This window comes from Telluria sp. PB2R4 (genome assembly GCF_059685695.1).
The window spans coordinates 1-24,223 of record NZ_JCASIC010000013.1; the positions used below are offsets into that span (position 1 = coordinate 1).

The following is a 24,223-nucleotide window of genomic DNA, read 5'->3' on the forward strand; positions in this document are numbered from 1 at the left end:
TCCGATGAGGGCGATTACCTGGTCGAGACCGGCAGCTGGATGCAAGGCGGCCAGCGTTTGCAAGCGCTGCGGCTGGTTGAGCGCAGGCAGTCGTGCGAACCATTTCTTGAAGCTGGGGTGCTTTCATGGCCGGCTCCCGTCAAAGCAGACCGGTGTTCGACCGTCAGGCAGCTCAGCAGTTCAATCCTCATCCATAGCTAAAGGTGACAGCGCCTCTTGTTTTCCGCCTCAGCGGATCACCGGCTTCACGCGCGAGGCCGCTTCCAGGGCGCGCTGGCGAGCGGTATCCACATCATCCGCCGTCGCTAGCGCGACGCCCATGCGGCGGCGCGCGAACGACTCCGGCTTGCCGAACAGTCGCAGGTCGGCGCCCGGCACGCGCAGCGCATCGGCTACGCCGTCGAAGGCGATGCCTGCTGCCTCATGTTGTCCGTAGATCACGGCGGAGGCCCCCGGCGCGCGCAGCGACACGTCGGTCGGCAGGCCCAGCACGGCCTTGGCATGCAGCTCGAACTCGCTTTGCACCTGGCTGGCCATCGTCACCATGCCGGTGTCGTGCGGACGCGGGCTGACTTCCGAGAACCACACCATGTCACCCTTGACGAACAGCTCGACGCCGAATACGCCGCAGCCGCCGAGGTCGGCTGTCACCTTCGCCGCGATGTCGCGCGCGCGTTCGAGCGCCACCGGGGCCATCGGGTGCGGCTGCCACGATTCGACGTAATCGCCCTGCACCTGCTGATGGCCGATCGGCGCGCAGAAGCTGGTCTCGACCTCGCCCGTGCTGCCGATCGAGCGCACCGTCAGCAGCGTGATTTCGTAATCGAAGTCGATGAAGCCTTCCGCGATCACGCGCCCGGCGTCGACGCGGCTGCCGCTGGCGGCATGGTCCCACGCCGCGGCCACGTCGGCTGCGCTGTCGAGCTTCGACTGGCCCTTGCCGGACGAGGACATCACCGGCTTGACCACGCACGGGAAGCCCACTGCCGCGCAGGCCTGTTCCAGTTCTTCGCGGCTGCTGGCGAAGCGGTAGGGCGAGGTCGGCAGGCCGAGTTCTTCGGCGGCGAGGCGGCGGATGCCTTCGCGGTTCATGGTCAGCAATGCGGCGCGCGCGGTCGGGATGCAGGTGATCTTGCCGGCTTCTTCGAGCGCCAGCAGGGTTTCGGTGGCGATGGCTTCGATCTCCGGCACCACCAGGTCGGGTTTTTCCAGTGCGATCAGGGCGGAGAGCGCTGCGCCATCGGTCATGTCGATCACGTGCGCACGGTGCGCCACCTGGTGGCCGGGCGCGTTCGGGTAGCGGTCGACGGCGATCACTTCGACACCCAGGCGCTGCAGGGAGATGATGACTTCCTTGCCCAGTTCGCCCGAGCCGAGCAGCATGACCTTGGTGGCGGAAGGGGAGAGGGGCGTACCGAAGAGGCGGGGCTTGGTCATGGAAAAGGCTATTCTGAAAGCGATGGAGGTCGGACTATAACAAAGGCCTCTCCCTCTTGCCGCCAGCGAGCCAATTTTGCGAAGCACTGGTCAAATCCGAATCGGCCCGCTATAATGCGGCCTCTTTTCCCTGATAGCTCAGTCGGTAGAGCGACGGACTGTTAATCCGCAGGTCCCTGGTTCGAGTCCAGGTCGGGGAGCCAGAATATTCAAAGGGCCACGTGCAAACGTGGCCCTTTGTCATTTCCGGCGTCGTTCAACTTAGAGCGGCTTGCCAGGATCGACCGGCGACCAGGGCTTTCCTGGATTGTATTCCTGCATCTTCAGCGCCCTTGCCTGGGTATCGGGTCCGAGATCGGCCTGGTAGATCTTGCCGTCCTGGTTGACGATGAAGCTCATGATGCCCGAGTTGCCATACCGTGCCGGATAAGCGACCACCGCGAACCCGCCGATTGCCCTGCCACCCACGACATAATCGAGCGCACCCGACGGAGCGTTCCTGCCCTGGCGCCCGAGCAGGCGGTAGTAATAGCCATGATACGGCGTCGGCTTGTCCGTGCTGGCCTGGTAGCCTTCGCTGGACGCCTTGGCCAGCAGTTCGCCGAGCGGGCTCTGCGGCTGCCCGTCGGCGGCCGGCCAATAGAGTCCGTCCTGCTTGCCGGGGCTGCTGACGAATTTCTGGGCGTAGGCGACCACCCCGTCGCCGTCCCGGTCTGCCGAGGCGTAGTCCATCTGCGCATCGACGATTGCTTGAAGCACCTTGATCGCGCTGAGTTCATTTTCGCCAATCCGGCGCGCCAGCATTTCCGTCTTGCCGGCCGTCGTGTCGAAGCGCCAGCGCTTGCCATCGCTGACAATCGGAAACGCGAATGGAAAATCATCGTTGCCGAGCGTCAGCGTAGCCTTGCCGCCCTTCTTGACCAGACGATGCCGGGCATCGTAGGCCTCGATGAAGCGGGCGACGGCGGCGCGGTCGGCTGCCTCGTCGCCCGACGAAATCCAGTTGGACGCGTCCTGGCCCAGTACCGCGAGCGTGGCTGCGCGGTCTTGTGCCTTGACTGCCTGCACCAGGGCCTGGGCGGCGTCCTCGGGCGAGGCGAAGTGGCGTTGTGTGCTTGCGGCGATCGCGCCGGATGCGAAAACAAGGCCGGCACCGCATGCCAGCAGGGCGCACCGCAAGCTGCGGATCGCTGCCTCAGACCAGCGGCCATCGCTCATCGTTGCCTCCCATGTCCTTGCTCTCGTTGACTGCGCCGCACGGGCAGCGCGCTCTAGCGCCCGCGGCCGCCACGGCCGCCACGCATCCCGCCGCCGAAGTTGCCCGACGCGCGCGCCGAGCTGATGCTGGACCCGCCCCGGCTGCTGTAGCTGCGCGCCTGCGACCCGCGTCCGGTGTCGAAGGCGGAGGAATTGCGCATGCCCGAATCGCGTGCGCCGCTGCTGCGGTCGCCGAAGCCGGTGCTGCGGTCGCCCCGGCCGCTGCCCCCGACGCTGGCGTTGCGATCGCGGATCCCGTCGTTGCGGTTGCCGATGCCATCATTGCGGTTGCCGATGCCATCGTTGCGGCTCCCCAGATCGGCCGCCGACACCTCGCCGCGCTGGATCGCGCTCCGGCCGGCGTCGGCGCGCCCGCGGAATTGTTCGCGGGCCGCGGCGTCCGCCGTCGAACGCCCGCGTCCGTATTGTTGCGCCACGCCCCGGTCACGATAGGGGACGGCGCCGCGACGGGCGGCGTTGTGCGACCAGCTGCGGTTTGAAATATTGCTTCGATTGAAGTTGTTGTAGCGGTTGGTGTTGATGTTCACGTCGCCGCGTCCCCAGTCGCAATCGCCCCATAAGGCCGCGCCGACCGCCGCGCCGGCTGCAAAGGTAAACAGCGCAGCTCCGGCGGCATAGCCGGGCGGATAATAGTAATAGGGTGGGTAGGCCGCGTAAGGCCAGGCGCCGTAGACGATCGTCGGATCGTAGGTCGGGACGTAGACCACTTCCGGATTGGAAGGAACGATCCGGATGACCGTTGTCGACTCCACCTGCTCGGTGACGACGCGCTGCTGTTCCGTATCCTTGAGCGAACCCTGTTGCTGCGCCTTGCTGCGCAGGGTCTGGGCCGCGGCCAGCACGTCTTTCTGCTGCGCGAGAAATGCGTCGCCCAGCTTCTGGGTCCAGTCGATTTTCTCGCTCATCATCGTCAGCACCTGCGGGAAGACGGTCAGCGATTTCACGCTGGGATCCCACGGCTGCGCCTGCAGCGCGTCTTCGAGGGCCTGGCCTTTGAGGCCGGGATTGTTCTTGACCCAGCGCTCTGCGGCGACCACGTCAAGCGGATAGGTGGAGGCCATGAGGATCTGCGAAAACAGGGCGTCGGGGTGCAGCGCGATCGGCGCGACCAGTTGCTGGAGCTCTTGCTCGGAAAACGTCTGGCCGGCGGGGACGGTCGAAGTCGCTGCGTTGGAAGCTTGCGGCGACGAATAGACTGTGGCTGGCGTCTGTGCCGGCGCGGGCGCGCATGCTGTCAGAAAAAGGCTCAGTCCCGTTGTGAACAGAATAATTCCGGGATTCATCACGTCCTCGCCCGTTAGTGACATCAACTTCTATTCATTCTAGTAAGGTCAAGTATAAGTAGTTTGATTTTTCGCAAAGTGGCATGAGGCGAGTAATTTCGTTGCTGTCATACGGCGCTCACATAGCATGAGCTCGTCAGCCCTATCGAAACTTCTTCTGGTTCGACACATAGGTACGTGTATAGAAGTCCGGCGGCTTCTTCGCTACCCAGTCGATGAAGGTGCGGATTTCCGGATGCGCCTGCAGCCGCTCCCAGCTGTGATAGGTCTGCAGCAGTTCGCGTTCGGTGAAAGCCGAATGGATCTTGCGGTGGCAGATCTTATGGATCGGGAACTGTTCCTTTCCCTTGAAGGTCTTGGGCACCAGGTGGTGACGGTCGATGTTGACCGTGCCCAGCACGCGCCCGCACAGGGGGCAGAGCGCCTCTGGCACAGGAGCGGTGTCAACGGGTTCGGGGCGTCGCTTGGGCATGCTGCCCAGATGGCGCCGCTGGCCGGTTCTTGCAAGCCGTGTAAATACACGAGCACGAATCAAAATCGTCAATTGTGTCCAGAAATTATGTAATGGTGTAGAATCGCCGCTTACTTTTTTGCAAGATCGTGTCGTATCCTTGACCCCTTCGCAATGATTGACGATCGCCCAGACTGCTCCATTCTCCTCATCGACGATGAGCCTTTTGCCCAGGACATCATTGCCCATGGAATGCAGGGCTGCGCCGGTCATACCCTCTGCTACGAATCGAGCCCCGCGCGGGCGGTTGAGGTAGCGCGCGAAGTCCGGGCCACGGTTGTGCTGGTCGACCTGCGCATGCCGGGCCTGGACGGCTTCGAGGTAACCGCGCTCCTGCGCGCCCACCCCGACACCGAAGACATCCCCGTCATCGTCCTGTCTTCCGAAGACGACCCCGAGATCAAGGCGCGCGCCTTTGCCGTCGGGGCCAACGATTACCTGGTCAAGTGGCCCGACCCGCGCGAACTGGTGGCGCGGGTGCGCTACCACAGCGGTGCATGCATCGCGCGGCGCCAACGCGACGCCGCCTTCGCCTCGCTGCGCGTCAGCCAGGAACAGCTGGCGGCCAGCCAGTCGGCGCTGCACCAGGCGCAGAAGATGGAAGCGATCGGCCAGCTTACGGGCGGCGTCGCCCATGACTTCAACAACGTGCTGCAGGTCATCGGCGGCAACCTGCAGCTGCTCAAGCTGGTGGGCAACCTGAACGAGAGCGCGCGCGGCCGTGTCGACATGGCCTTGAGCGGCGTCGAGCGCGGCGCCAAGCTGGCCGCGCACCTGCTGGCCTTCGCGCGGCGCCAGCCGCTGCAGTCCGTGGTGGTCGATCCCGGCCACCTGCTGCGCGACATGGACGACATGATGCGCCGCGTGCTCGGTCCGAGCGCGCGCGTCGTCACCGACATCGAGCCCGGCCTGGGCAGCATCATGGTCGACCCCAACCAGCTGAACAACGTGCTGCTGAACCTGGCCATCAATGCGCGCGACGCGATGGCGGGCAGCGGCACCCTGACCATCCGCGCCTGTAACCTCGGCCAGGGAGCCGATCTGCCGCCCGAGGTCCCGCACGGCAATCTCGTCATGATCGAGGTGCTTGACACCGGCAAGGGCATGCCCCAAGAAGTCCTGCAGCGCGCCTTCGAGCCCTTCTTCACCACCAAGCCGACCGGGCAGGGAACGGGTCTGGGCCTGTCGATGGCCTACGGTTTCGTGAAGCAGTCGGGCGGCGAGATCGTGCTGCGCAGCGAAGTGGGAGAGGGCACCAGCGTGCGCATCTACCTGCCGCGCAGCGACGCCACGCCCGTGATGCTCGAGCAGGCGGCCGGCATGCCGCTGGCCGGGGGAATCGAGACCATCCTGGTGGTCGAGGACGAGCCGGACGTGCGCGACTCGACCTGCGGCATCCTGTCGGCGCTGGGCTATGAGGTGCTGGAAGCGGCCGATGCCGAAGAAGCGCTCAGGATCATCGACAGCGGCCGCCACATCGACCTGGTGTTCACCGACGTGATCATGCCGGGGCCGGTGAGCAGCCTGCAGCTGGGCGAGATCGTGCGCCGCCGGCTGCCGCATGCGCAGGTACTGTACACGTCGGGGTATGCCGAAGGCGTGCTCGCGCACGAGGGCAGGCTGGATGCGTCGGTGCACCTGCTGCAGAAGCCCTATCATCCTGACGCGCTGAGCGCGCGCATCCGCCACCTGCTGCGCCGCGCAAGGCAGGACGGACCGCGGCCGAAGCCGTCCGGCGCCTCAGGCGCGCAGCCTCCTCAGCCTCATTTAGGCTTGATGTAGCGGCGCGAGCCCGGCGGCGGTTCGTTCAGGACCGCCCAGAAGATCCCCAGGTCGGCGATGGCGCGCACGAACTCCGTGAAGTCCACCGGCTTGACCACGTAGGCGTTCACGCCCAGCTCATAGCTGCGCAGCACGTCCTGTTCTTCCTTCGACGAGGTCAGCATCACCACCGGGACGCTCCTGAGCCCCTCGGTATCGCGGATTTCCTTCAGCACTTCGAGCCCGTCCACCTTGGGCAGCTTCAGGTCGAGCAGGATCACGGCCGGATTGCCGACCGCGCGCTGGGAGAATTCGCCGCGGCGGTGCAGGTAGTCGAGCGCCTCAGCGCCGTCGCGGACGATGACCACCTCGTTGGCGAGCTGACTCTTCGACAACGCGATCAGCGTCAGTTCGAGGTCGTGCGGGTTATCTTCGACGAGAAGAATTGGCTTGAGCATTGTCTGCCTCGGTGGGATTGTGTTTGGGAATGCTGAAGGAGAAGGTCGCGCCTTGTCCCTGTACGGATGTGGCCCAGACGCGGCCGTTGTGGCGCTCGACGATGCGGCGCACGTTCGCCAGGCCGATGCCGGTGCCCTGGAAGTCTTCCATCCGGTGCAGGCGCTGGAATACGCCGAACAGCTTGTGCACGTATTCCATGTTGAAGCCGGCGCCGTTGTCGGCCACGTGGAAAGTCGTGAACTCGGCGTCTTCCTCGGAGGTGATGGTAATGACCGCCGGGTCGCGCCCGCTGGTGAACTTCACGGCGTTCGACAGCAGGTTGAACAGCGCCAGGTGCAGGAAGGTCGGGTCGGCGCAGATGCGCGGCAGCGGTTCGATGTGCCAGTCGACATTGCGGCCCTGCATCTCAATGCCGAGCTTGTCGATGCATGCCGCCACCAGGTCGTTCATGTCCACCGTGGTCGGGCGCAGCGCCGCGCGGCCCATCTGCGAGAACGACAGCAGGTCGTCCACCAGCTTGCCGGCCAGGCGCGCCGATTCCTTGATGTTCTTCAGGAAGCGCTGGCGCCGCTCCGGGTCTTCGGCGCCGGCGGATTCGATCAGCAGGTCGGAGAATCCCACGATGTGGCGCAGCGGGGCCCGCAGATCGTGCGACACCGAATACGAAAAGGCTTCGAGCTCCTTGTTGGCGCGCCCGAGTTCCTCGGCCAGTTCGGCCATCTGTTCGGCGCGCTCCAGCGCGATGCCCAGCAGGGCGCTGCGGAACTCGACGGTCAGCTCGATCTCGGCCGCGTGCCAGGGCAGGCTGCGGCCGTGGATGGTCTCGCGCCAGGCTTCGAAGCTCAGGCGCGGCGTCAGCTGCGCGGGGTCGGAAGGCAGCGCCCGCTTGCCATGCGGGTTGCCTGCCCACTCGATGGTCTGCACCACCTCCGGGCGGAACCACAGCAGGTAGTGCTGGTGGATGCGCGAGATCGGCAGGGCCAGCAGGCCGCTGGCGTTGCGCACCATGTCGGCCGCGGCCGGGTAGACGTCCTTGAGGTGATCGGTGTGGAACACCTCGCTGTGCCCGTGCACCGACAGCCATTCGCTCAGTGCGCGGATCTGCGGCTCGTCCGGCGTGTCGCCATAGGTCAGTATGCGGTCGTCGACCACGATCGCAACCCCGCCCGCCCGCCCGAAGCGCAGCAGCTCGGGGAACACGCCGCTCATGTTCTCGAGGAAGTCGGCGCCTTTTGTCAGGTGGCCCAGCATCTCGACCATGATGCGGCGCACGTCGAGGCGGAACTGCAGTTCGCCGGCGTCTTCGCGCGCGCCGATGCACAGGGCCAGGATCTGGCCCAGCTGTTCGCAGGCGGTGCGTTTCTCGACCGAGACCGGGCGCGGCGCCGCATTGTGGCAGGAGATCAGGCCCCACAGCTTGCCCTTGACGATGATCGACACCGACATCGAGGCCAGCGTGCCCATGTTGCGCATGTATTGCAGGTGCACCGGCGACACGCTGCGCAGCGAGGCAAACGACAGGTCGTTGCGCCTCCCGGTAATCGGGTTGAGCTCCGGTACCAGCGGCGCCGGCTCGTAGTTCGCGTCCTGGATCACGCGGATCGGCGACAGGACGTACAGCGCGCGCGCCTGGGCCGGCACATCGCTGGCCGGGAAGTACTGGCCAAGGTAGGAATCGTAGCCGGCTTCCTTCGATTCGGCCAGCACGCGGCCGTGGCCTTCGGTGTCGAACTGGTAGACCAGCACCCGGCCATAGCCGGTCACTTCGCGCACGTGGCGCGCGGCGAGCTCGGACATTTCCGGGATCGAGGCCGGCTGGTTCACCCGGACCAGGAAGTCGCCGATCAGGGGATACAGGCTGCGGAAGTCGGCGGCGCGGCGGCGCTCGACGCCTTCGAATTCGAGGATCAGGAGGCTGTCCCAGGCATGGGCCATGACGTCGAAGTTCGCGCCGTTGCCGGTGGTGACCGTACCGAGGTAGGCCGGGCGTGCCAGCACCGGGTTGGCGTCGAGCTCGGCGGCGATGCGCGCCGCGGCGGGCTCGCCCACCACATGCGCCAGGGGACGGCCGACCGCCTCGTGGACCGCCATGCCGGTCCAGCGTTCGAGGTTGGCGCTGGCCTGCTGCACCGGCAGTGCCGGCGCCTGCGACAGCGTCAGCATGAAGCCGTGCGGCTGGATGCTGCCAGGCGTGCGGATCGGTTCGGCCGCACAATGGCTGAGGTCAAGAGTATCGGTAGGTGCCGGGATCATAGGCAAATAGGAACTGCTGAGGACACAATTCAACATTGTAACGTCAATTCCGGCAGTTCAGACGGCAATGTTGCTGTTTCCGATAACGCGCCTGTCTATACAGGTCAATACCGAGTCAGGCGGACGGCCACTATTGATGAGTAGCGGTATGATAAGATTTTTGTCGTACCAGACACACACAATCGAGCCCCCCGGTCATGAATACGCAACAGCCCGTCAAGCCGCCCCTGACCGACGAACAACGGTTCCAATACCTGATCGCCGGCATCAGCGACTATGCCATCTACATGCTGGATCCGTCCGGCCACATCGCCAGCTGGAATGCCGGCGCGCAGCGCTTCAAGGGCTACCGGCCGCACGAGATCCTGCGCCAGCACTTCTCGCGCTTCTACACCCCCGAGGACCAGCAGGACGGCATGCCGGCGCGGGCGCTGGCGCACGCCCTCGAACACGGTAAATACGAGGCCGAGGGCTGGCGCGTGCGCAAGGACGGCACCCGCTTCTGGGCCCACGTGGTGATCGACCCGATCTACGACGAAGAGCGCCACCTGCTGGGTTACGCCAAGATCACCCGCGACGTAACAGGGCGCAAGCAGGCCGAGGATGCGCTGCGCGACAGCGAGCAGCGCTTCCGGCTGCTGGTGCAGGGCGTCACCGACTATGCGATCTACATGCTCTCGCCCGAAGGCGTGGTGTCCAACTGGAACGTCGGCGCCGAGCGCATCAAGGGTTATTCGTATGACGAGATCGTCGGCAACCACTTTTCGCGCTTCTATACCGACGAAGAACGCACTGGCGGCATGCCGCAGCGCGCGCTGGCCACGGCCGCGCGCGACGGGCGCTACGAAGCCGAGGGCTGGCGCATGCGCAAGGACGGCACCCGCTTCTGGGCCCACGTCATCATCGACGCGATCCACGGGGACGACGGCAAGCTGATCGGTTTCGCCAAGATCACGCGCGACCTCACCGAGAAGAAACGGACCGAGGAAGCGCTCGAACAGGCCCAACTTGCCCTGTTCCAGTCGCAGAAGATGGAATCGATCGGCCAGCTCACCGGCGGCGTCGCGCACGACTTCAACAACCTGCTGTCGGTGCTGGCCAGCGGCCTCGAGGTGCTCGGACTGACCCGCCAGGGCAGCGGCGACGCCAAGACGCTCGACAGCATGCGGCGCGCGATCGACCGCGGCGCCACGCTGACCCAGCAGCTGCTGGCCTTTGCGCGCCAGCAGCCGCTGCAGCCGGAGACGCGCAGCATCAACCGCCTGATCTCGGGCTTCGAGTCGGTGCTGCGCCGCGCCGGGCATACCGGCATCGAGTTCGAATTCAACCTCGACCCGCAGGCCGGCAGCGCGGTGGTGGACGGAGCCCGTTTCGAATCGGCCCTGCTCAACCTGGTCGTGAACGCACGCGACGCCATGCCCGACGGCGGCCGGCTGGTGCTGGACACCGCCCGGCGCACGCTGCAGCAAGGCGAAGTGGCGGGGCTGGCGCCGGGTCCCTACGTCTGCGTCTCGGTGAGCGACACCGGCACCGGCATGACGCCGGAGACGGTGCAGCGCGCCTTCGAGCCTTTCTTCACGACCAAGGAAACCGGCAAGGGCACCGGCCTTGGCCTGTCGCAGGTGTACGGTTTCATCAAGCAATCCGGTGGCGAGGTGGTCATCCAGAGCACACAGGGCGAAGGCACCACGATCGCGATCTACCTGCCGTCGGTGACCCCGCAGGACGCTGAACTGAAGCACGGCGATTCGGAGACGGTGCTGATCGTCGAGGACGAACCCGACCTGCTCGACGTCGCCTCGGCGCTGTTCATGAGCATGGGCTACGAAGTCACTACCGCGGCCAGCGGCCAGGAAGCGATGGGCGTGCTGGCCAGCCGCGACGTCGACATCCTGTTCACCGACATCGTCATGCCCAACGGCGTCAACGGCATCGAACTGGCCGCGTACACGCGCGAGAACTACCCGAACATCAAGGTGATGCTGGCGTCGGGCTATCCGCTGCCGGCGCTCAAGCTGGACCAGTACCGGCTGGGGGATTTCACGTTCGTCAGCAAGCCGTACCGGCTGTCGGACCTGGCGAGGGGGCTGCGCAGCGTGACTTGAAGTCTGGCGGCGATTGACTTGCGCTCCACCGTTCAAGAAATCAAAGAGGTGTCGCTGCCTGCATAGATTTTTCTGTATCTCAGGTAGCCAGCCCTCGACATGATGCCAAACGAACCGTCCCACGGCTCATGGCCACTGACGTGAAACCGCGGAATCGTGTTCGTCTTCGCATACTCGTCGGCAGCGCGATGTTCTTCCAGTGTCAGGACTGACCTGTGATCCGCCTTGCTGATGAGGGCCAAGGTCTTTTCGCGCTCCTTGACGCAGCGCCGCAGATAATCATGCATCTTTGCTTCGGTGTCGGGCCCGCTGAGCTTGAACGATGCCCGTGAGTCGTGAACATAGTTGTCGAACAGGTCGAGGGTCGCCTCGCAAGGATGGGCGAGACTGTGCCAGAAGGTGGCGATTTCTTCCCATTCCGAAAAATGCTGGTCGCCGAAGCCCGGGTGTTGGGGGGCAGGTCGGAAGTGCGCCCCTTTGGATTGCAGCCACGATAGAAATGCCTTGATTTCTTCATCGAACTGCAGCGCCGCACTGTGCAAGTCGTTCTGGTAATAGGTCGACGACTGTTGGAAACTGCGGCTATGCTGCAGCGGCGCTTTGCCTGATATCTTGCGGTGGACACGCCACTCGATCTGCTTGCGCATATGCTCGCGCACGATACGGTGCAGAGGGCCTTGTTTTTCCTCGCAGGTGTCCAGATAGGAGTTAAAAGCCTGGATCGTTTCTTTCCTGACTGCGAACCTGGCCTGGGTGGCTGGCGTCGAAAAATCGAGTTTCAGCGGCACGCCGTTAAGCGGGGCTTCCTTGTACATCATGATGAGTGGGATCCGGGATAACATGTCGTCCCCGTTGGGATCGGTGCCTCTTCCTTGCTCACGCGGGCAATAGCCGCCGCCAATATCCGAATGCACGCCGGGAACCACGACTTCCTTGCATCCGGCAGAGACGGTCCCGTTCACCGAGATCGAATCGAGCGGAAAGCTGCGCCTGAGTTCGTGGGCCGCCACCAGGTGAAGGCACTTCAGTCCGGCGGGAACGCGCAGGCTGTCTTCCGCGTCCGCCCAGGAGCCATGGCCATGCTGGCTCGCGACCGTGTTGCCGACACCGACTGAGGCGACCGTGTCGAAAACGCCGAGGAAATCGAACTCGACCGGGAAGCCCCCGAGCGACATCCGTTTCGCACCACAGAGTTGCGCGTCGAGCCGGCATAGCGTCTAGAGCCAGTTTGCGAATGCGCGCGCCTGTGTCGCGCCGCGGGAGAAACCGAAAATGGAGATATAGATCGTTTTCACGATGCCCGGATTGGTCTTCGCGGGCTTGCCGGTGCGCTTGTCGCGCCAGTGCAGCGCAACGGCCTGGTGCAGCCGTGTCAGCATTCCTGCCAACAGGAACTTCGCCAGCGTCCCGGTAGCGGAATCGACGATGTCGGCATCGGCGTCTTGCCGTCCTTCGATGGCCCAGCGGGTGCGCTTGGTGAGCGAGAGCGTCGTGAACAGATTGTCTATTTCGGGCTGCAGGATCAGCGGAGAATTCAGGAAGAAGCGGTGGACATTATTGATGGCCTGGACGAGCGCCCAGATGATGCGGCGCTCGCCCCAGCGGCCGGAGGCGCCGCCGAACAGTTTGTCTGAACCGGCGCCGGTGTCCTTGGCTTGCGGGAAGGTGGTGCCGACGCCGGGGACGTAGACTCTGAAAAAGTGCTTGTACTGCTCGGGTTTGTATTGCCAGTCGGTTGACTTGGGAAGCACGCCGGGGACGCTCATGCCGGGGAAGCAGTCATACAGGCGTGCGATGTTCGAGTGGTCTTTGGTTTTTTCGGCGGCGAGGTAGTTGTTTCCGGTTCCGTCGAAGAAGAAGCCGAAGAACAGGTTGGTGTCGCAGGACGATTTCGGTGAGCAAATCGGCGCGTTTTCTCTGGTTTCCAGAATTCTAAGAGCGTCATTATCTTTTTCGCTGAAAAATGTTTCTTTTTTTGACGCATTCTCGAATTCATATCCAACCGCAGATGCAAGATGAGTTGTCATGGCTTGGCCCTCATGATGTCCTGGAGCTGTGCCTTGCTGCGGTTTAGTCCACTAATGTAATGATTTCTAAGAAATTCGAGATAGCGTCGATCTTCCGGACCAGTAAAACCTTTCAACTCTGCAGGCCGTCGCTCTTTGGCGTATTCCCATGATTCTTTTGCTTCCTTTTCAGGTTCTTGCTCAAGCTTCCTCAGTAAAGATTGGTAAAGTTCAACTCCATCTGCCTCATGTTTTCGATACAGTTCCCACCTTTCGCGTTGATATTCGAGTGAGGGAACTGGCCAACCTTTGATCCTGCCCGGCCAATTTGCATGATCGGGCTGAACGTTGCTTGAAACGACGCTGATCTTTCCGTTGACGTCCCTGATCACCCACAGCTCTCCAGCCTCGGCATACTCGGGCACCTCGACTTCATGTTCCTCTTCGACTTCAGGCAAACTGCCATCCGGCAACTTCTTCAGCCAGTGGATGGTCGAGAGGCGCACCTTGGTGCCGGGTTCCCATTTCCACGGAAGCGAGGCGCAGCAGGTCGTGCCGCCGCCTGCGAACGGCGCGATATGTTCACCGCCGATTGCTTTCTTGGGGTCTTCGGGATCGGCCACGAAATAGCTGAATTCGCGGTCGCTGTAGTTCACGCCGTGCAAGCTGACACTGGCATGCGAGCCCCGGTATTGCGATAGCGCGGCCAGGCTGAGAAGGCATACGGCGCCTACGCCTGTCAGGATCTTATGTTTCAGCAGCATCGAGGTCTCCATCCGTAAAAGTTTCTGTCTTCTACGCTTCAAACGATCGCGCGATATCGGGAATCTGCCCACAACGGGCCCCCAACCAGCCGCACCAGTCGACAAGCCCACCGTCACCCACGCCGGCTTCGACGGCTGGTACCAGCGCAGATCATGCGGCGCTCGCCCCAGCGGCCGGAGGCGCCGCCGAACAGTTTGTCTGAACCGGCGCCGGTGTCCTTGGCTTGCGGGAAGGTGGTGCCGACGCCGAGGACGTAGACTCTGAAAAAGTGCTTGTACTGCTCGGGTTTGTACTGCCAGTCGGTTGACTTGGGAAGCACGCCGGGGACGCTCATACCTGGAAAGCAGTCGTACAGACGGGCGATGTTCGAGAGGTTTTGCGTCTTTTCGGCGGCGAGGTAGTTGTTTCCGGTTCCGTCGAAGAAGAAACCGAAGAACAGGTTGGTGTTGCAGGAGGATTTTGGTGAACAGATTGGCGAAGCTTCCCTGCCGTGCAGATTTTTGAGTGTTTTGCGATCTGCTTCATTAAAAAAGATTTCGCTTTTAGCGCTGTTTTCGAATTCCGGTCCGGCGTGAGTGGAAAGACTTGCACTCATGGTTTGGCCCTCATGATTTCGTCAAGTTCATTTCTGCTGCGACTGAGCCCGTCGCTATAACTTGTTCGTAGATGTTCATGGTAACGCGGATCATTTGGGCCTTTAAATCCTGCTATTTCTTTAGCACTGTATTCTTTGTCGTGTTCCCACATTTCTTTCGCATGCTTTATAGGATCTTGCTCGAATTTGCTTGATAGCGATACGAAAGCATCGACATAGGATTGCGCAACGGTGCGATAGATATCCCATCTCTCACGCTGATATTCCAGCGATGGAACGGGCCAGCCTTTAATCGGGCCCGGCCAGTTGGCGTGGTCCGGCTGAACATTGCTGGACACGACGCTGATCATTCCTTTCACGTCACGTATGACCCAAAGCTCTCCCGCCTCGGCATACTCGGACACCTCGACTTCATGTTCCTCTTCGACTTCAGGCAACGTCCCATCTGGCAGCTTCTTCAGCCAGTGGATGGTCGAGAGGCGAACTTTCGTGCCGGGTTTCCACTTCCATGGCAACGACGCGCAGCAGGTCGTGCCACCGCCGGCAAACGGCGCGATATGTTCACCGCCGATTGTTTTCTCGGGGTGTTCGGGATCTGCCACGAAATAGCTGAATTCACGATCGCTGTAGTTCACGCCGTGCATGCTGACACTGGCATGCGAGCCCCGGTATTGCGACAGGGCGACCAGGACGAGAACGCATGCGACGCCTGTACCGATAAAGATCTTATGTTTAAGCAGCATCGAGGCCTCCATCTGCAAAAGCCTGTGTCTTCCACGCGTCAAATAATCGCGCGATATCGGGCTCTTGACCTCCATGCGCCCACAGCCAGCCGCACCAGTCGACAAGTTCGCCGTCGCCCAGACCGGCTTCGATGGCCGGAATCAGCGCGGAAGAAATCAATGCGTGGGCCTGCGACGGCCGATACCCAATCCGATCGGGGTGATCGGCGAGCCGCGCCAGCACTTCATCGACGCGGCCGTCTTCGACCAGCGCTCCGAACTGCACATCGTTAAGCTGGGGATCAGCTGCGATATCTGCGCCTGCTCCGTCGAGCGTAAGCGTCCGCCAGGTGCCGTCGCGTGCGATCACACTCCAGCGCACGGCCGGGCCAGCGAACTGCCCGCGCTGCTCCGGGTTCAGTGTCGTCAGGATGGCGGGAAGGCGCCGGGTGTCGGCGAAGCGGAAATTAAAGCGTTGGCCGTCGGCCTCGATGACGCACCATGCCGCCAGCCGCGCGGCGAGGGCCGGCCACGGTTCCGGCGTTTCGATCAGGTGCACCATCGGCCAGCCCTGGCATGTGCGCAGCATGGATTTGATCGGCTGGTCTTCAGGATCGAATGGCGTGACGAACGGCGACACGTCCAGGGCAGGCGTCGTGCTCCCGGAGAGACCATCGAACATCAGCGCTTTGCGCGCGGTGCCGAAGCGCTGGTGCAGGCCTGGAACGAAGGCGCCGTCGATCAGCAAATGAAGTTGGTGGCCGGCACAAAGCTCCCGGTGGCGCTGCTGCAGCGCGTCGAGCCAGTCGTCGGCGAACGGATCGGTCAACATGTCACTCCACCATGGAAAAGGCCGGTCCGGCTGCCAGGGACCGTTTCAGGCATTCGACGCACACACTGCGCGGAAGCGCAGGCATCGGGTAAGCCAGCTGCTGCGGATCGCTCAGGCTCTTCTACCCCGCATGGACGCTGAGCTTCCCGGGACACTGCACGCTGATGTTCCCGGCATCGATCGTCACGCTTGCTCCGCCGGCGGTCGACAAGACGATACGCTGCGCCGCCGCCCAATCGATATGCGCATTCGCGCTCATGACATTGATTTCATCGCGAGCCTGCACGGAAAGCGCATCGGCCTGCGCCTGCAGGCCGATGGCATCCTTGGCCGCGACCATCTGCACACCGCTGTTTCCTGCGCCGGCTTTCAGCCCGGCGCCCAGCACCCCGATGGCCTGGCGCGTGTGGACCCCCAGTCCGGCGCCGCCGGCCAGCTGCGTATCCTGCAGGCTCATCAAGCACGTGCTTTCGCCGTTCGCCAGTTGCAGGCTTTGCCCGGCATTCACGCCAAGATCATCGTTTGCGGACAGCGTAATCACCGGTGCGTCCGGATGCGGTATCTTGCTGTCGCCGCCGTCAACGTCGGCCGACACGGCGAGAGCCAGGGCTTCGAGCGGCGCAGCTTTCTGGTTCAAGAGGCTGGCGTTCGCCTTGTTTGCGCCCGTATGGGTTGCCAGGCCCACGGTCCGATGGGCCTCCGCCGCCGCGTTCAGGACGCCCGCCGTAGCAGCAGCCTGGCGAACCAGGGCGATTCCTGACTGGTCGGTACCGGCAGGGTCGCGCGAGCGCGCGTTGTGCATGAGCTGGTAGCTCGATACCAATAGTCCTGCGGAAGCACGCACCGTCCCATACGCATCGGTGCGTAGTTCGGCGCCACGGCCGCGGAAGCTGCCACGGAAGTTATCGGCCGTGTGGATGGCGTGGCCCAGGTTCAGCTCGGTCGCCGACTGCGTGCTCCTGAGCTGGATGCGGCCTTGTCCGTCGGTATCGTCGAACAGCAGCTGGTTATAGCCGGCACCGCCCAGTCCGGCGGAACGGATGCCCCATTGCGCCGCCCCGTTGCGGTGACCATCATGGGCGCTGGACGCGCCATGCCAGACCGGACTGTTACCACCGGCGAGGTTGCCTTGTCCCGAGTACGCGTGGTCGTGCGCCCGCGCAAAGCACGCCTGATCGCTGTCCACGTCCCGTCTGCCGCCGGGCGAGGGCGCGATGCCGCCTTCGCCCCGGCCGTTGTACAGCGCCCCGACCACGACGGGGCGGTCGATGTCGTTTTCCAGGAACTGTACCAGCACTTCCTGCCCGACCCGAGGGAGGAACTGGCAGCCCATGCCGCTGCCCGCCAGGCGCTGCGCTACCCGCACCCAGCAGCCCGCGTCCCCACTTTCCTGCCAGTGAAAGCGGATGCGAATGCGCCCCAGGCGGTCGCAGTACGGCTGATCGATGCCAGCCTCGGCGTTGTTGCCGGCACCGACGACGATCGCGGTTTGCGCGCCCTGGGCGCTTGGTCTGGCCCGGAAGCGGCCGAAGCCATGGTTCAGCTGCGGGCGCCATGGCACTTCCGCCGGGATCGCATCGAAGCGGTTGGCGTAGCCGGTGTTGCGGGCCTGCTCGATGACGGGCGCCAGCTCAATCGGCTTGACTCGGTCGGTCTGTTCCAGCAGTTCGGGAAGGGGGCCGAAGAGTTCGGCCAGGGCGAGCTGCGCCGATGGCGGCAGGTTGTTCGCACCGACGCTCATGACATGCACGACGGTGAACCGCGCCGCGTCGGCGCGCCGGGTCAATGGCAGGCCGGTTACCGTCAGCCGCGTTCCCGCGCGCAAGGTGCGAACGGTGGAGCGACCCTGCCACAGCTGGCCGCGTGCCTCGGCGCCCTCCATCTGCAAGTCGGCATGGCGCCGCGCCAGCGCCGCATCCGCGAACGCATACTGCCCAGGCACATCGTAGGATTCGAGCGCGGGCAGCCGGTCGACCTGCGTGAAAGAGGGTGAAGCGGCGCCGACCAGCCGCTTGGCCTTGTAGTCGCCACTTTGCAAGGTGGTGAGAGAGGCATGCAGGCGCCGGTGTGCCACCAGCGCTTGCAAGGTGTCGTCGTGCTCCACCGAACTTGCGCCGTGATAGCGGACGCTCGCGCCGTTACGGCATTGACGGTCGTCGGGGATGTCCTCAAGACGGGTGCTGTCGGCAAACAACACAAGGCAGTCGCCGGCTTGCGCGTGTTCCATGCGCCAGCCAAGCCCTTCCTCTGCCAGGATCCGGCGCACGAAATCCAGGTCGGATTCCCGATACTGGCAGCAGTAGCTGCGCACCGGCAAGGCTGCAAGGAACGATGCCGTATTGGCACTCCAGCGCCAGCGCGCGCCAGGCGCATAGGCAGCAAATACGGTGTCGACGATCTGCACGATCGTCTTTTCCTGCCAGACGCGGCTGTTGCGCACGTGGGCCAGCCGCCACATCCAGGGAGTGATGCGGAGGCGGTAGCGCGCCAGTCCGCCGTCGCTGCCGAGCACGGACACGGCGCTGATCTCCCCATCGATATAGTCGCGGCCGCCGTCGGCGAGGGTGATGTGCAAGGCCGCCGTCTGGCCCAGCATCGGCGCGGGCTCCAGATAGGCATCTGTCGACAACGCGATGACGTCGCACACGGAAATGTCGAGCAAGGCGTCGTCGGCCGCGTAGGCCTCGACGAGCAGCGTGGAAGCGTCAGCGTGCCGGCGTGGATCGAAGATCCTGAGGTCGAACAGCCTGGTTGCGCCTGAGAACTCGGCAAGCGTGGCCGCCAGCGCTTCGGTCGAGTCGGTGCTCATGGCAGACGGACTCCATTTCTGAACGGAACGTCAGCCACGATACGGGTAAATAAAAGCTAGCTATTGCGTCACGTCATCATTCGCGAAACTGCACTTCTAGAGGTCGAAAATGATGTCGCTGATCCGCTCGTACAGCGGATTGGCCGATGGCCCCGGGTTGGGCCAGTTCAGAATATCGAAGTGGTCGTAACCCTTGTAATTCCCCAGGAAGTTCCAGGTCCCCTTGACCGGCTTGCCGTCGTAGGGGCGCACCGGATGCCCGCCGGGGGCACGCATGCTCGCAGTATTCACCACCCCGTCGTTGGCGAACCAGTCGCTGTCCACCCGCACCCGGCCCGCGGCCTGCTGGGTGTAGCCGCCCAGCCCGTGCTGCAGCACGGAGGGCACGATCCATTCCCCCGCCGCGGCCTTGAAGGCCGGGATCATGTCGAGCCGCGGGTACTGGTAAAAGGTGGTCTGCACCGGCGCGATCACGCGGTCGGTACCGTTGCAGCACCAGGCGCCGGCTTCGGTCGCCACCGTTCCCACTGAATAGTAATAAATGTGCGGCGAAGTGCGTGCCCATGCGTTGAATTCGCGCGCGCCGTCCGGCGACAGTTCCCAGTTGGCCCAGCGGTGCTTGAGCAGCTCGCCCAGCGGCGACTGCAGCGGCGGCAGCACGTTCAGCACGGCGTCGGCGAAGGTGGTGCCGTTGTGCGGGGTGGAGATCGTCGTCACGCTGCGTACCCAGCCCACCTTGCCGCCCTTGAACAGTTCGTGGCCGCCTTCGTCGTCCGGCGAGCCGTGTTCCAGCAGTTCGACCAGGGCGCGGATGGTCGTGCCGCCCTGGCTGTGGCCGATGAAATGGACCGGGTGCCCGGCATCCCAGGCCGGGTAGAGCGCGAGCGGGTAGTTTTCCGGATTGTCGTTCGGGTCGGCGGCCCAGCACTTGCCGCTCGGTTTCTGCTGCTGACCCGGCAGGCCATACTTGCGCACATGGGCCGCGCCGTAGTCGACGCAGCCGCCCTTGATCTGGGCGTACAGGTCGGCCGCGCGGTCCCAGTTGGAACTGACCGGGCCGACCGCCGCCGCGAACACCGTGCGCGGGCCGCGGTAGACCTGCATGTGCAAGGCGATGTCGCCGTAGCCGCCCCAGTAGTTGAAGCCGCTGTGCTCGAAGGTATCGGGCCCGAAGCCGAGGAAGCCGTGGACCAGCACCACCGGATGGTTGTTCCGGTCGGCCGCTGCCGCGGCGCCGGCCGGCACGCTGGCGCACAGCGCAGCCAGCGCGAGCAGGGCGTGGTTGAAGCGAACCATGCAATTCTCCCAAATGACGTCAGGGTCATTGTCGGAGCTGCTGGCGGACTGGGGTTTGCGCTGTGTCGGATTCTTGGCGGCTGTCAGATTTTACGCACAGAAACAGTGCGTAGAAGACTTGACAGTACGGTGGTCGGCTTCGCCGACCACCGTACAAAAGCTCAATTGGTGGCTTTGTTGGAACCGATCGAAGTCGTCGGCGCCGACGCGCTCGCGTCCACCGGCTTCGGCGCCGGCGTGTTCGACGCCGTCACGGCCGCTTCTTCAGCCTGGTCGAGGTCGCCGTTCCAGACCACGTAGTCGTCCACCGAGTACAGGCGGCACGGCTCCTTGCTCTTGGCGGTGCAGGTTGCCAGCGCGCGGCCGTCCGGGTCTTCGCCTTCTTCGGCCCAGGTCCAGGCGCCGCTCGGCGACACCGCGAAGGCGCGCGGGGTCATCTTGCCGAGGTATTCCTGGTAGGCGCGGCGGCCGTTCTCGGACAGGAAGGGTACGGCCTCGACATCGTCCACCTTCGCGTAGCCGGTGCGCGCCGGGCTCGGGGGCAACGGTACCTCGTGGATCACCTTGGTCGGCATGCCGATCCCGTCGAGGAAGCGCATGGTCTCGTCCAGCCACAGCTTCTCGCCGTCACGGCTGGCCAGCATGCCATGCGAATCGCGCTTGAAGGCCGGGAGCTCGACCAGGCGGCCGCGCCCGCCGGCGCCTGCGAAGGCGGCGTGCATGCGGCTTGCCAGCTCGGGGCCGAACAGTGAGTCGTTCTCGCCATACATCCACAGGGTCGGCAGCTTGCCCTTGGCGCCGTATTCCGAAAAGGCGGACACCAGGGCCGAACGCCAGGCGCAACGGTCGCTGTCGTCGCGCAGGCCGCCGGCGAAGTTGATCAGGCCGCGCACGCCTGGCTGGTCCTGGGTGCCGAGGGCGACGGTCGCCAGGCCGCCGTAGGACTGGCCGGCGACCACGATGCGCTTGGCGTCGACCCACTTCTGCTGGCGCGCGTAGGCGAGGGCGGCGGCGATGTCGTCCGCCTGGGCATAGCCGTTGGCGGTCATGTTGCAGCCGAAGTCGCGGTAGCGGCCGGTCGAGTTGGCGAAGCCCTGGCGCATCGGCACCATCACGGCGTAGCCACGCTTCACGAAGGCGGTCGCCATGTAGTAGAAGCGGTCGCGCGGCTGCAGGTTCGGGCGGCCCGGATCCTTGCCGTGGTTGATGATGATGAGCGGGAAGGGACCCGGACCATTTGGCTGGAACACGGTGGTCTCGAGCATCGCGCGGCCCTGGGCGCCGGCCGGCACCTGCTCGATGTGTTCGTTCATGCGGTGATCGAGTTGCAACTCCTGCTGCACGGCGATCCCGGGGATCATGGCGGCGGCCGCGAGGGCGGCGGCAAGCAGGTTGCGAAGCGTAAAGCGTTGGACCATGTTGACTCTGTCTTGACTACATACTGATGGAGCAAATACGGAACAATTTCCGCATGGAATAAATTGATTCTAGGTACGTAGAAAAGGCAGAGCAATACTCAATCTGGCAATTCCAAAGCTAAATTTTTGTGGCGTGCCAAACTGTTCACGGAATCGGAAAGCATTTCGACAAGGGCCGGGTCCGACGTGGCGTCAGGGAAGCGCTTATGATGCGAACCTGGCAACGTGGAGAGGGATGATCGGATGAGCAAAAGGGAGCGTTGTGCGGTCTGCCTGCGGGCGCAGTCGGCATGCATCTGCCGCTGGATCACGCAGGTAGAGGCGCGGGCGGCGCTGTTGGTGCTGCAGCATCCGCTGGAAGTGGCCAACGCCAAGAACAGCGCCCGGCTGCTGCACCTGAGCGTGGCGGGCAGCGTGCTGGCGGTGGGAGAACGGTTCGATGGCGCCGGACTCGACGCGCTGCTCCACGCGGATGGCCGGGTGCCGGTGCTGCTATACCCGGACACGCCCGGCGACGCCGGCTTGATGGCGCCGCCGCCGTTCGACCCGGTGGAGGCCGGGCACGTGCGCCTGGTGGTGCTGGATGCGACCTGGCGCAAGAGCCGCAAGATGCTGTACCTGAATCCGTCCCTGCAAACGCTGCCGCGCCTGGCGTTGCGCGAGGTGGCGCCATCGAATTACCGGATTCGCAAGGCGCATGCGCCGCATCAGCTGTCTTCGCTGGAAGCGGCGGCACTGGCGCTGGGACAGCTGGAAGGCGAAGGCGAGAAGTTCGCGCCGCTGTTCGATGCGTTCGCAGGCTTTGTGGCGCAACAAGCGGCGTACGTACCGGCGTAAAACCGCTTGAACGCGGCATGAGTGAGGCGTACAATACTGTATAAACATACAGTATCGAGCCGCCGTGCCCAAGCCCCCATCATCGAGCGAACGCCAGCCCGTGGACGAGCAGCCCATGCTCGGCCCGCGCCCGCTCGCGGCCCGGAAAGGGCGGGGCGCGGTGTCGAACCTGCAAGGCCGCTTCGAAGTCAATGGCCGCGAAGAATTCGACGACGGCTGGGAGCGCGACGACGACGAAGCGGCCAGCGTCCGCACGGTCGTCACCGACGAATACGCCAAAACCATCCTGACGCGCAATTCCTCGCCCGATATCCCCTTCGACGTTTCGCTCAACCCGTACCGGGGCTGCGAGCACGGCTGCATCTACTGCTTCGCGCGCCCGTCACACAGCTATCTCGGCCTGTCTCCCGGCCTCGACTTCGAAAGCCGCCTGTTCGCCAAGGTGAATGCGGCCGAGCTGCTGCGGCGCGAGCTGGCCAAGCCCGGCTACGTGCCCGAGCACATCGCCCTCGGCGTCAACACCGACGCGTATCAACCCTGCGAGCGCGAGCTGCGCCTGACGCGCCAGGTGCTCGACGTGCTGCACGAATGCCGGCATCCGGTCGGGCTGATCACCAAGTCCTCCCTCATCGAGCGCGACATCGACCTGATTGCGCCCATGGCCGCGCAAAGCCTGGCTTGCGCCGCCATCACGCTGACCACGCTCGACCCTGCCATTTCGCGCACCCTGGAACCACGCGCGGCCGCGCCGGCACGCCGTTTGCGCACCATCCGTACCTTGAGCGAGGCCGGCATCCCGGTGAGCGTGAGCGTCGCGCCCATCATTCCCTTCGTGACGGAACCGGAGATCGAACGCATCCTGGAAGCGGCACGCGATGCTGGCGCCATCGGTGCGCATTACACCGTGCTGCGCTTGCCGTGGGAAGTCAACCCGCTGTTCCAGGAATGGCTGCAGGCGCATTTCCCCGACCGGGCCCAGCGCGTGATGAACCGCATCCGCGACCTGCGCGGCGGCAAGGATTACGACAGCGACTTCAGCAAGCGCATGCACGGCGAGGGCGTGTGGGCCGACCTGATCCGCCAGCGTTTTTCCAAGGCCGTCGATCGGCTTGGGATGGGGGAGTTTCGTGGGCGCTTCGGCAAGCTCGATCGGTCGCAGTTTCGCAAGCCGCTGGTGGTGCCGACGCGGCCATCGCCTGGCGTGACCACGGCAGGCGGGACGGGAGCGGGGCAGCTGGACCTGTTCTAGGCCGGCCACCCGCTTGATACGGGCGCGCGGACTACTGCTTCTTCTGGATCTTGTTGTGGACCTCGTTCACCATCATCAGCGCCGCCGAACCATAGAGTTTGTGGTAATCGGCTTCCATCAGGCCGCTGATGATGACCGGGTCGGTGGCCACGTAGCGTTTGGCTTCCTCGATGTCCGGGGTCGCCATCACGAAGATGCCGCGGCGGCCTTCCTTGCCGTCCAGCGGCCCGGCCACGACCAGTTTCTTCTCGGCCGCGAGCCTGCCCATGTTGGCGAAGTGTCCTTCGAAAATTTTCGCGCGTTCGGCCTTGTCTTCGATGGTCTTCGGCCCGGTCTTGAGGATCACCAGCACGTAGGGACGCATGCCGCGCTCGTCGGCGCCGAGCGACCTGGCCAGTTCGGCATCGTACTGCGGCGCCGGTTCGGCCGTTTTCGTTTGCGCGGAAGCAGCTTGTATCGCGAACAGCAGCGCACACCCCAACACCGTCAGCATCTTTCTGGACATTCCCGTCTCCTTGTTGTGGCGCGCAGCGACATTCGCACGCGCATGTTGTCGAGCAGGCCGCCTCGTGCCGCCCGCATCGTGCTGCGATTCTAGCAAGCTTCA

Annotated in this window: 21 protein-coding genes and 1 tRNA gene; 6 read left to right on the forward strand and 16 right to left on the reverse strand. The window is 64.1% G+C overall.

Going from position 1 to position 24,223, the window contains the following annotated elements:
- Positions 1 to 201: hypothetical protein (locus AC56LU_RS19230; protein WP_497177220.1), on the forward strand; the 201-nt coding region annotated here is incomplete at its 5' end.
- Between the two features lie 27 nt (positions 202 to 228).
- On the opposite strand, the gene purT is transcribed toward AC56LU_RS19230, so the two are convergent.
- Complete coding sequence (gene purT, locus AC56LU_RS19235; protein WP_497177221.1) at positions 229 to 1,437, reverse strand: formate-dependent phosphoribosylglycinamide formyltransferase; 1,209 nt, start codon at positions 1,435 to 1,437, stop codon at positions 229 to 231.
- Between the two features lie 127 nt (positions 1,438 to 1,564).
- On the opposite strand from purT, the gene AC56LU_RS19240 reads away from it, so the two are divergent.
- Positions 1,565 to 1,640: transfer RNA gene (locus tag AC56LU_RS19240), tRNA-Asn, on the forward strand.
- Between the two features lie 58 nt (positions 1,641 to 1,698).
- Here the strand turns inward: AC56LU_RS19240 and AC56LU_RS19245 are convergent.
- From AC56LU_RS19245 to AC56LU_RS19255, 3 genes are all read right to left on the reverse strand, one after another.
- Positions 1,699 to 2,655 (reverse strand): DUF2950 domain-containing protein, encoded by a 957-nt coding sequence (locus tag AC56LU_RS19245; protein ID WP_497177222.1) that lies wholly within the window; start codon positions 2,653 to 2,655, stop codon positions 1,699 to 1,701.
- Positions 2,656 to 2,708: 53 nt separating this feature from the next.
- The gene (locus tag AC56LU_RS19250) at positions 2,709 to 4,022 is read right to left on the reverse strand and encodes a DUF3300 domain-containing protein (RefSeq protein ID WP_497177223.1); all 1,314 of its coding nucleotides are present in this window, start codon (positions 4,020 to 4,022) and stop codon (positions 2,709 to 2,711) included.
- 118 nt (positions 4,023 to 4,140) lie between these two features.
- Entirely contained in the window at positions 4,141 to 4,722 is a 582-nt protein-coding gene (locus AC56LU_RS19255) for a hypothetical protein (RefSeq protein WP_497177224.1), read from the reverse strand.
- On the opposite strand from AC56LU_RS19255, the gene AC56LU_RS19260 reads away from it, so the two are divergent.
- Positions 4,702 to 6,291, forward strand: a complete 1,590-nt coding sequence (locus AC56LU_RS19260) for a response regulator (protein WP_497177225.1) — start codon at positions 4,702 to 4,704, stop codon at positions 6,289 to 6,291. The genes AC56LU_RS19255 and AC56LU_RS19260 overlap by 21 nt on opposite strands.
- On the opposite strand, the gene AC56LU_RS19265 is transcribed toward AC56LU_RS19260, so the two are convergent.
- Together AC56LU_RS19265 and AC56LU_RS19270 are read right to left on the reverse strand one after the other, a co-directional pair.
- On the reverse strand, positions 6,273 to 6,728 hold the full coding sequence (locus tag AC56LU_RS19265; protein WP_497177226.1) for a response regulator: 456 nt from the start codon (positions 6,726 to 6,728) through the stop codon (positions 6,273 to 6,275). The genes AC56LU_RS19260 and AC56LU_RS19265 overlap by 19 nt on opposite strands.
- Positions 6,697 to 8,982 carry an ATP-binding protein gene (locus AC56LU_RS19270; protein ID WP_497177227.1) on the reverse strand — a complete coding sequence of 762 codons (2,286 nt, stop codon included), beginning with the start codon at positions 8,980 to 8,982 and terminating at the stop codon, positions 6,697 to 6,699. Before AC56LU_RS19270 ends, AC56LU_RS19265 begins: the two co-directional genes overlap by 32 nt.
- A 197-nt stretch (positions 8,983 to 9,179) precedes the next feature.
- On the opposite strand from AC56LU_RS19270, the gene AC56LU_RS19275 reads away from it, so the two are divergent.
- Positions 9,180 to 11,087, forward strand: a complete 1,908-nt coding sequence (locus AC56LU_RS19275; RefSeq protein WP_497177228.1) for a hybrid sensor histidine kinase/response regulator — start codon at positions 9,180 to 9,182, stop codon at positions 11,085 to 11,087.
- A gap of 32 nt (positions 11,088 to 11,119) precedes the next feature.
- Here AC56LU_RS19275 and AC56LU_RS19280 read toward each other — a convergent pair whose 3' ends face one another.
- The 9 genes from AC56LU_RS19280 to AC56LU_RS19320 all read right to left on the reverse strand — a co-directional run bounded on the left by AC56LU_RS19280 (position 11,120) and on the right by AC56LU_RS19320 (position 21,530).
- Positions 11,120 to 12,262 (reverse strand): T6SS phospholipase effector Tle1-like catalytic domain-containing protein, encoded by a 1,143-nt coding sequence (locus tag AC56LU_RS19280; protein ID WP_497177229.1) that lies wholly within the window; start codon positions 12,260 to 12,262, stop codon positions 11,120 to 11,122.
- A gap of 42 nt (positions 12,263 to 12,304) precedes the next feature.
- Positions 12,305 to 13,114, reverse strand: a complete 810-nt coding sequence (locus tag AC56LU_RS19285) for a hypothetical protein (protein ID WP_497177230.1) — start codon at positions 13,112 to 13,114, stop codon at positions 12,305 to 12,307.
- The gene (locus AC56LU_RS19290; protein WP_497177231.1) at positions 13,111 to 13,857 is read right to left on the reverse strand and encodes a DUF3304 domain-containing protein; all 747 of its coding nucleotides are present in this window, start codon (positions 13,855 to 13,857) and stop codon (positions 13,111 to 13,113) included. The genes AC56LU_RS19285 and AC56LU_RS19290 overlap by 4 nt, the downstream gene beginning before the upstream one ends.
- A gap of 113 nt (positions 13,858 to 13,970) precedes the next feature.
- Complete coding sequence (locus AC56LU_RS19295; RefSeq protein ID WP_497177232.1) at positions 13,971 to 14,453, reverse strand: hypothetical protein; 483 nt, start codon at positions 14,451 to 14,453, stop codon at positions 13,971 to 13,973.
- Entirely contained in the window at positions 14,450 to 15,196 is a 747-nt protein-coding gene (locus AC56LU_RS19300) for a DUF3304 domain-containing protein (RefSeq protein ID WP_497177233.1), read from the reverse strand. The genes AC56LU_RS19295 and AC56LU_RS19300 overlap by 4 nt, the downstream gene beginning before the upstream one ends.
- Positions 15,186 to 16,007 carry a DUF4123 domain-containing protein gene (locus tag AC56LU_RS19305; protein ID WP_497177234.1) on the reverse strand — a complete coding sequence of 274 codons (822 nt, stop codon included), beginning with the start codon at positions 16,005 to 16,007 and terminating at the stop codon, positions 15,186 to 15,188. Before AC56LU_RS19305 ends, AC56LU_RS19300 begins: the two co-directional genes overlap by 11 nt.
- 121 nt (positions 16,008 to 16,128) lie before the next feature.
- On the reverse strand, positions 16,129 to 18,816 hold the full coding sequence (locus AC56LU_RS19310) for a type VI secretion system Vgr family protein (RefSeq protein WP_497177235.1): 2,688 nt from the start codon (positions 18,814 to 18,816) through the stop codon (positions 16,129 to 16,131).
- A gap of 96 nt (positions 18,817 to 18,912) precedes the next feature.
- Entirely contained in the window at positions 18,913 to 20,112 is a 1,200-nt protein-coding gene (locus tag AC56LU_RS19315) for an esterase/lipase family protein (protein WP_497177236.1), read from the reverse strand.
- A 161-nt stretch (positions 20,113 to 20,273) separates the two neighbouring features.
- Positions 20,274 to 21,530, reverse strand: coding sequence for an alpha/beta hydrolase family protein (locus AC56LU_RS19320; protein WP_497177237.1), 1,257 nt, complete (start codon positions 21,528 to 21,530; stop codon positions 20,274 to 20,276).
- Between the two features lie 243 nt (positions 21,531 to 21,773).
- On the opposite strand from AC56LU_RS19320, the gene AC56LU_RS19325 reads away from it, so the two are divergent.
- Positions 21,774 to 22,367 carry a tRNA-uridine aminocarboxypropyltransferase gene (locus AC56LU_RS19325; protein WP_497177238.1) on the forward strand — a complete coding sequence of 198 codons (594 nt, stop codon included), beginning with the start codon at positions 21,774 to 21,776 and terminating at the stop codon, positions 22,365 to 22,367.
- 115 nt (positions 22,368 to 22,482) lie between these two features.
- Positions 22,483 to 23,616, forward strand: a complete 1,134-nt coding sequence (locus AC56LU_RS19330; protein ID WP_497177384.1) for a PA0069 family radical SAM protein — start codon at positions 22,483 to 22,485, stop codon at positions 23,614 to 23,616.
- 31 nt (positions 23,617 to 23,647) lie between these two features.
- On the opposite strand, the gene AC56LU_RS19335 is transcribed toward AC56LU_RS19330, so the two are convergent.
- On the reverse strand, positions 23,648 to 24,121 hold the full coding sequence (locus tag AC56LU_RS19335; RefSeq protein WP_497177239.1) for a YciI family protein: 474 nt from the start codon (positions 24,119 to 24,121) through the stop codon (positions 23,648 to 23,650).
- Between the last annotated feature and the right edge of the window lie 102 nt (positions 24,122 to 24,223).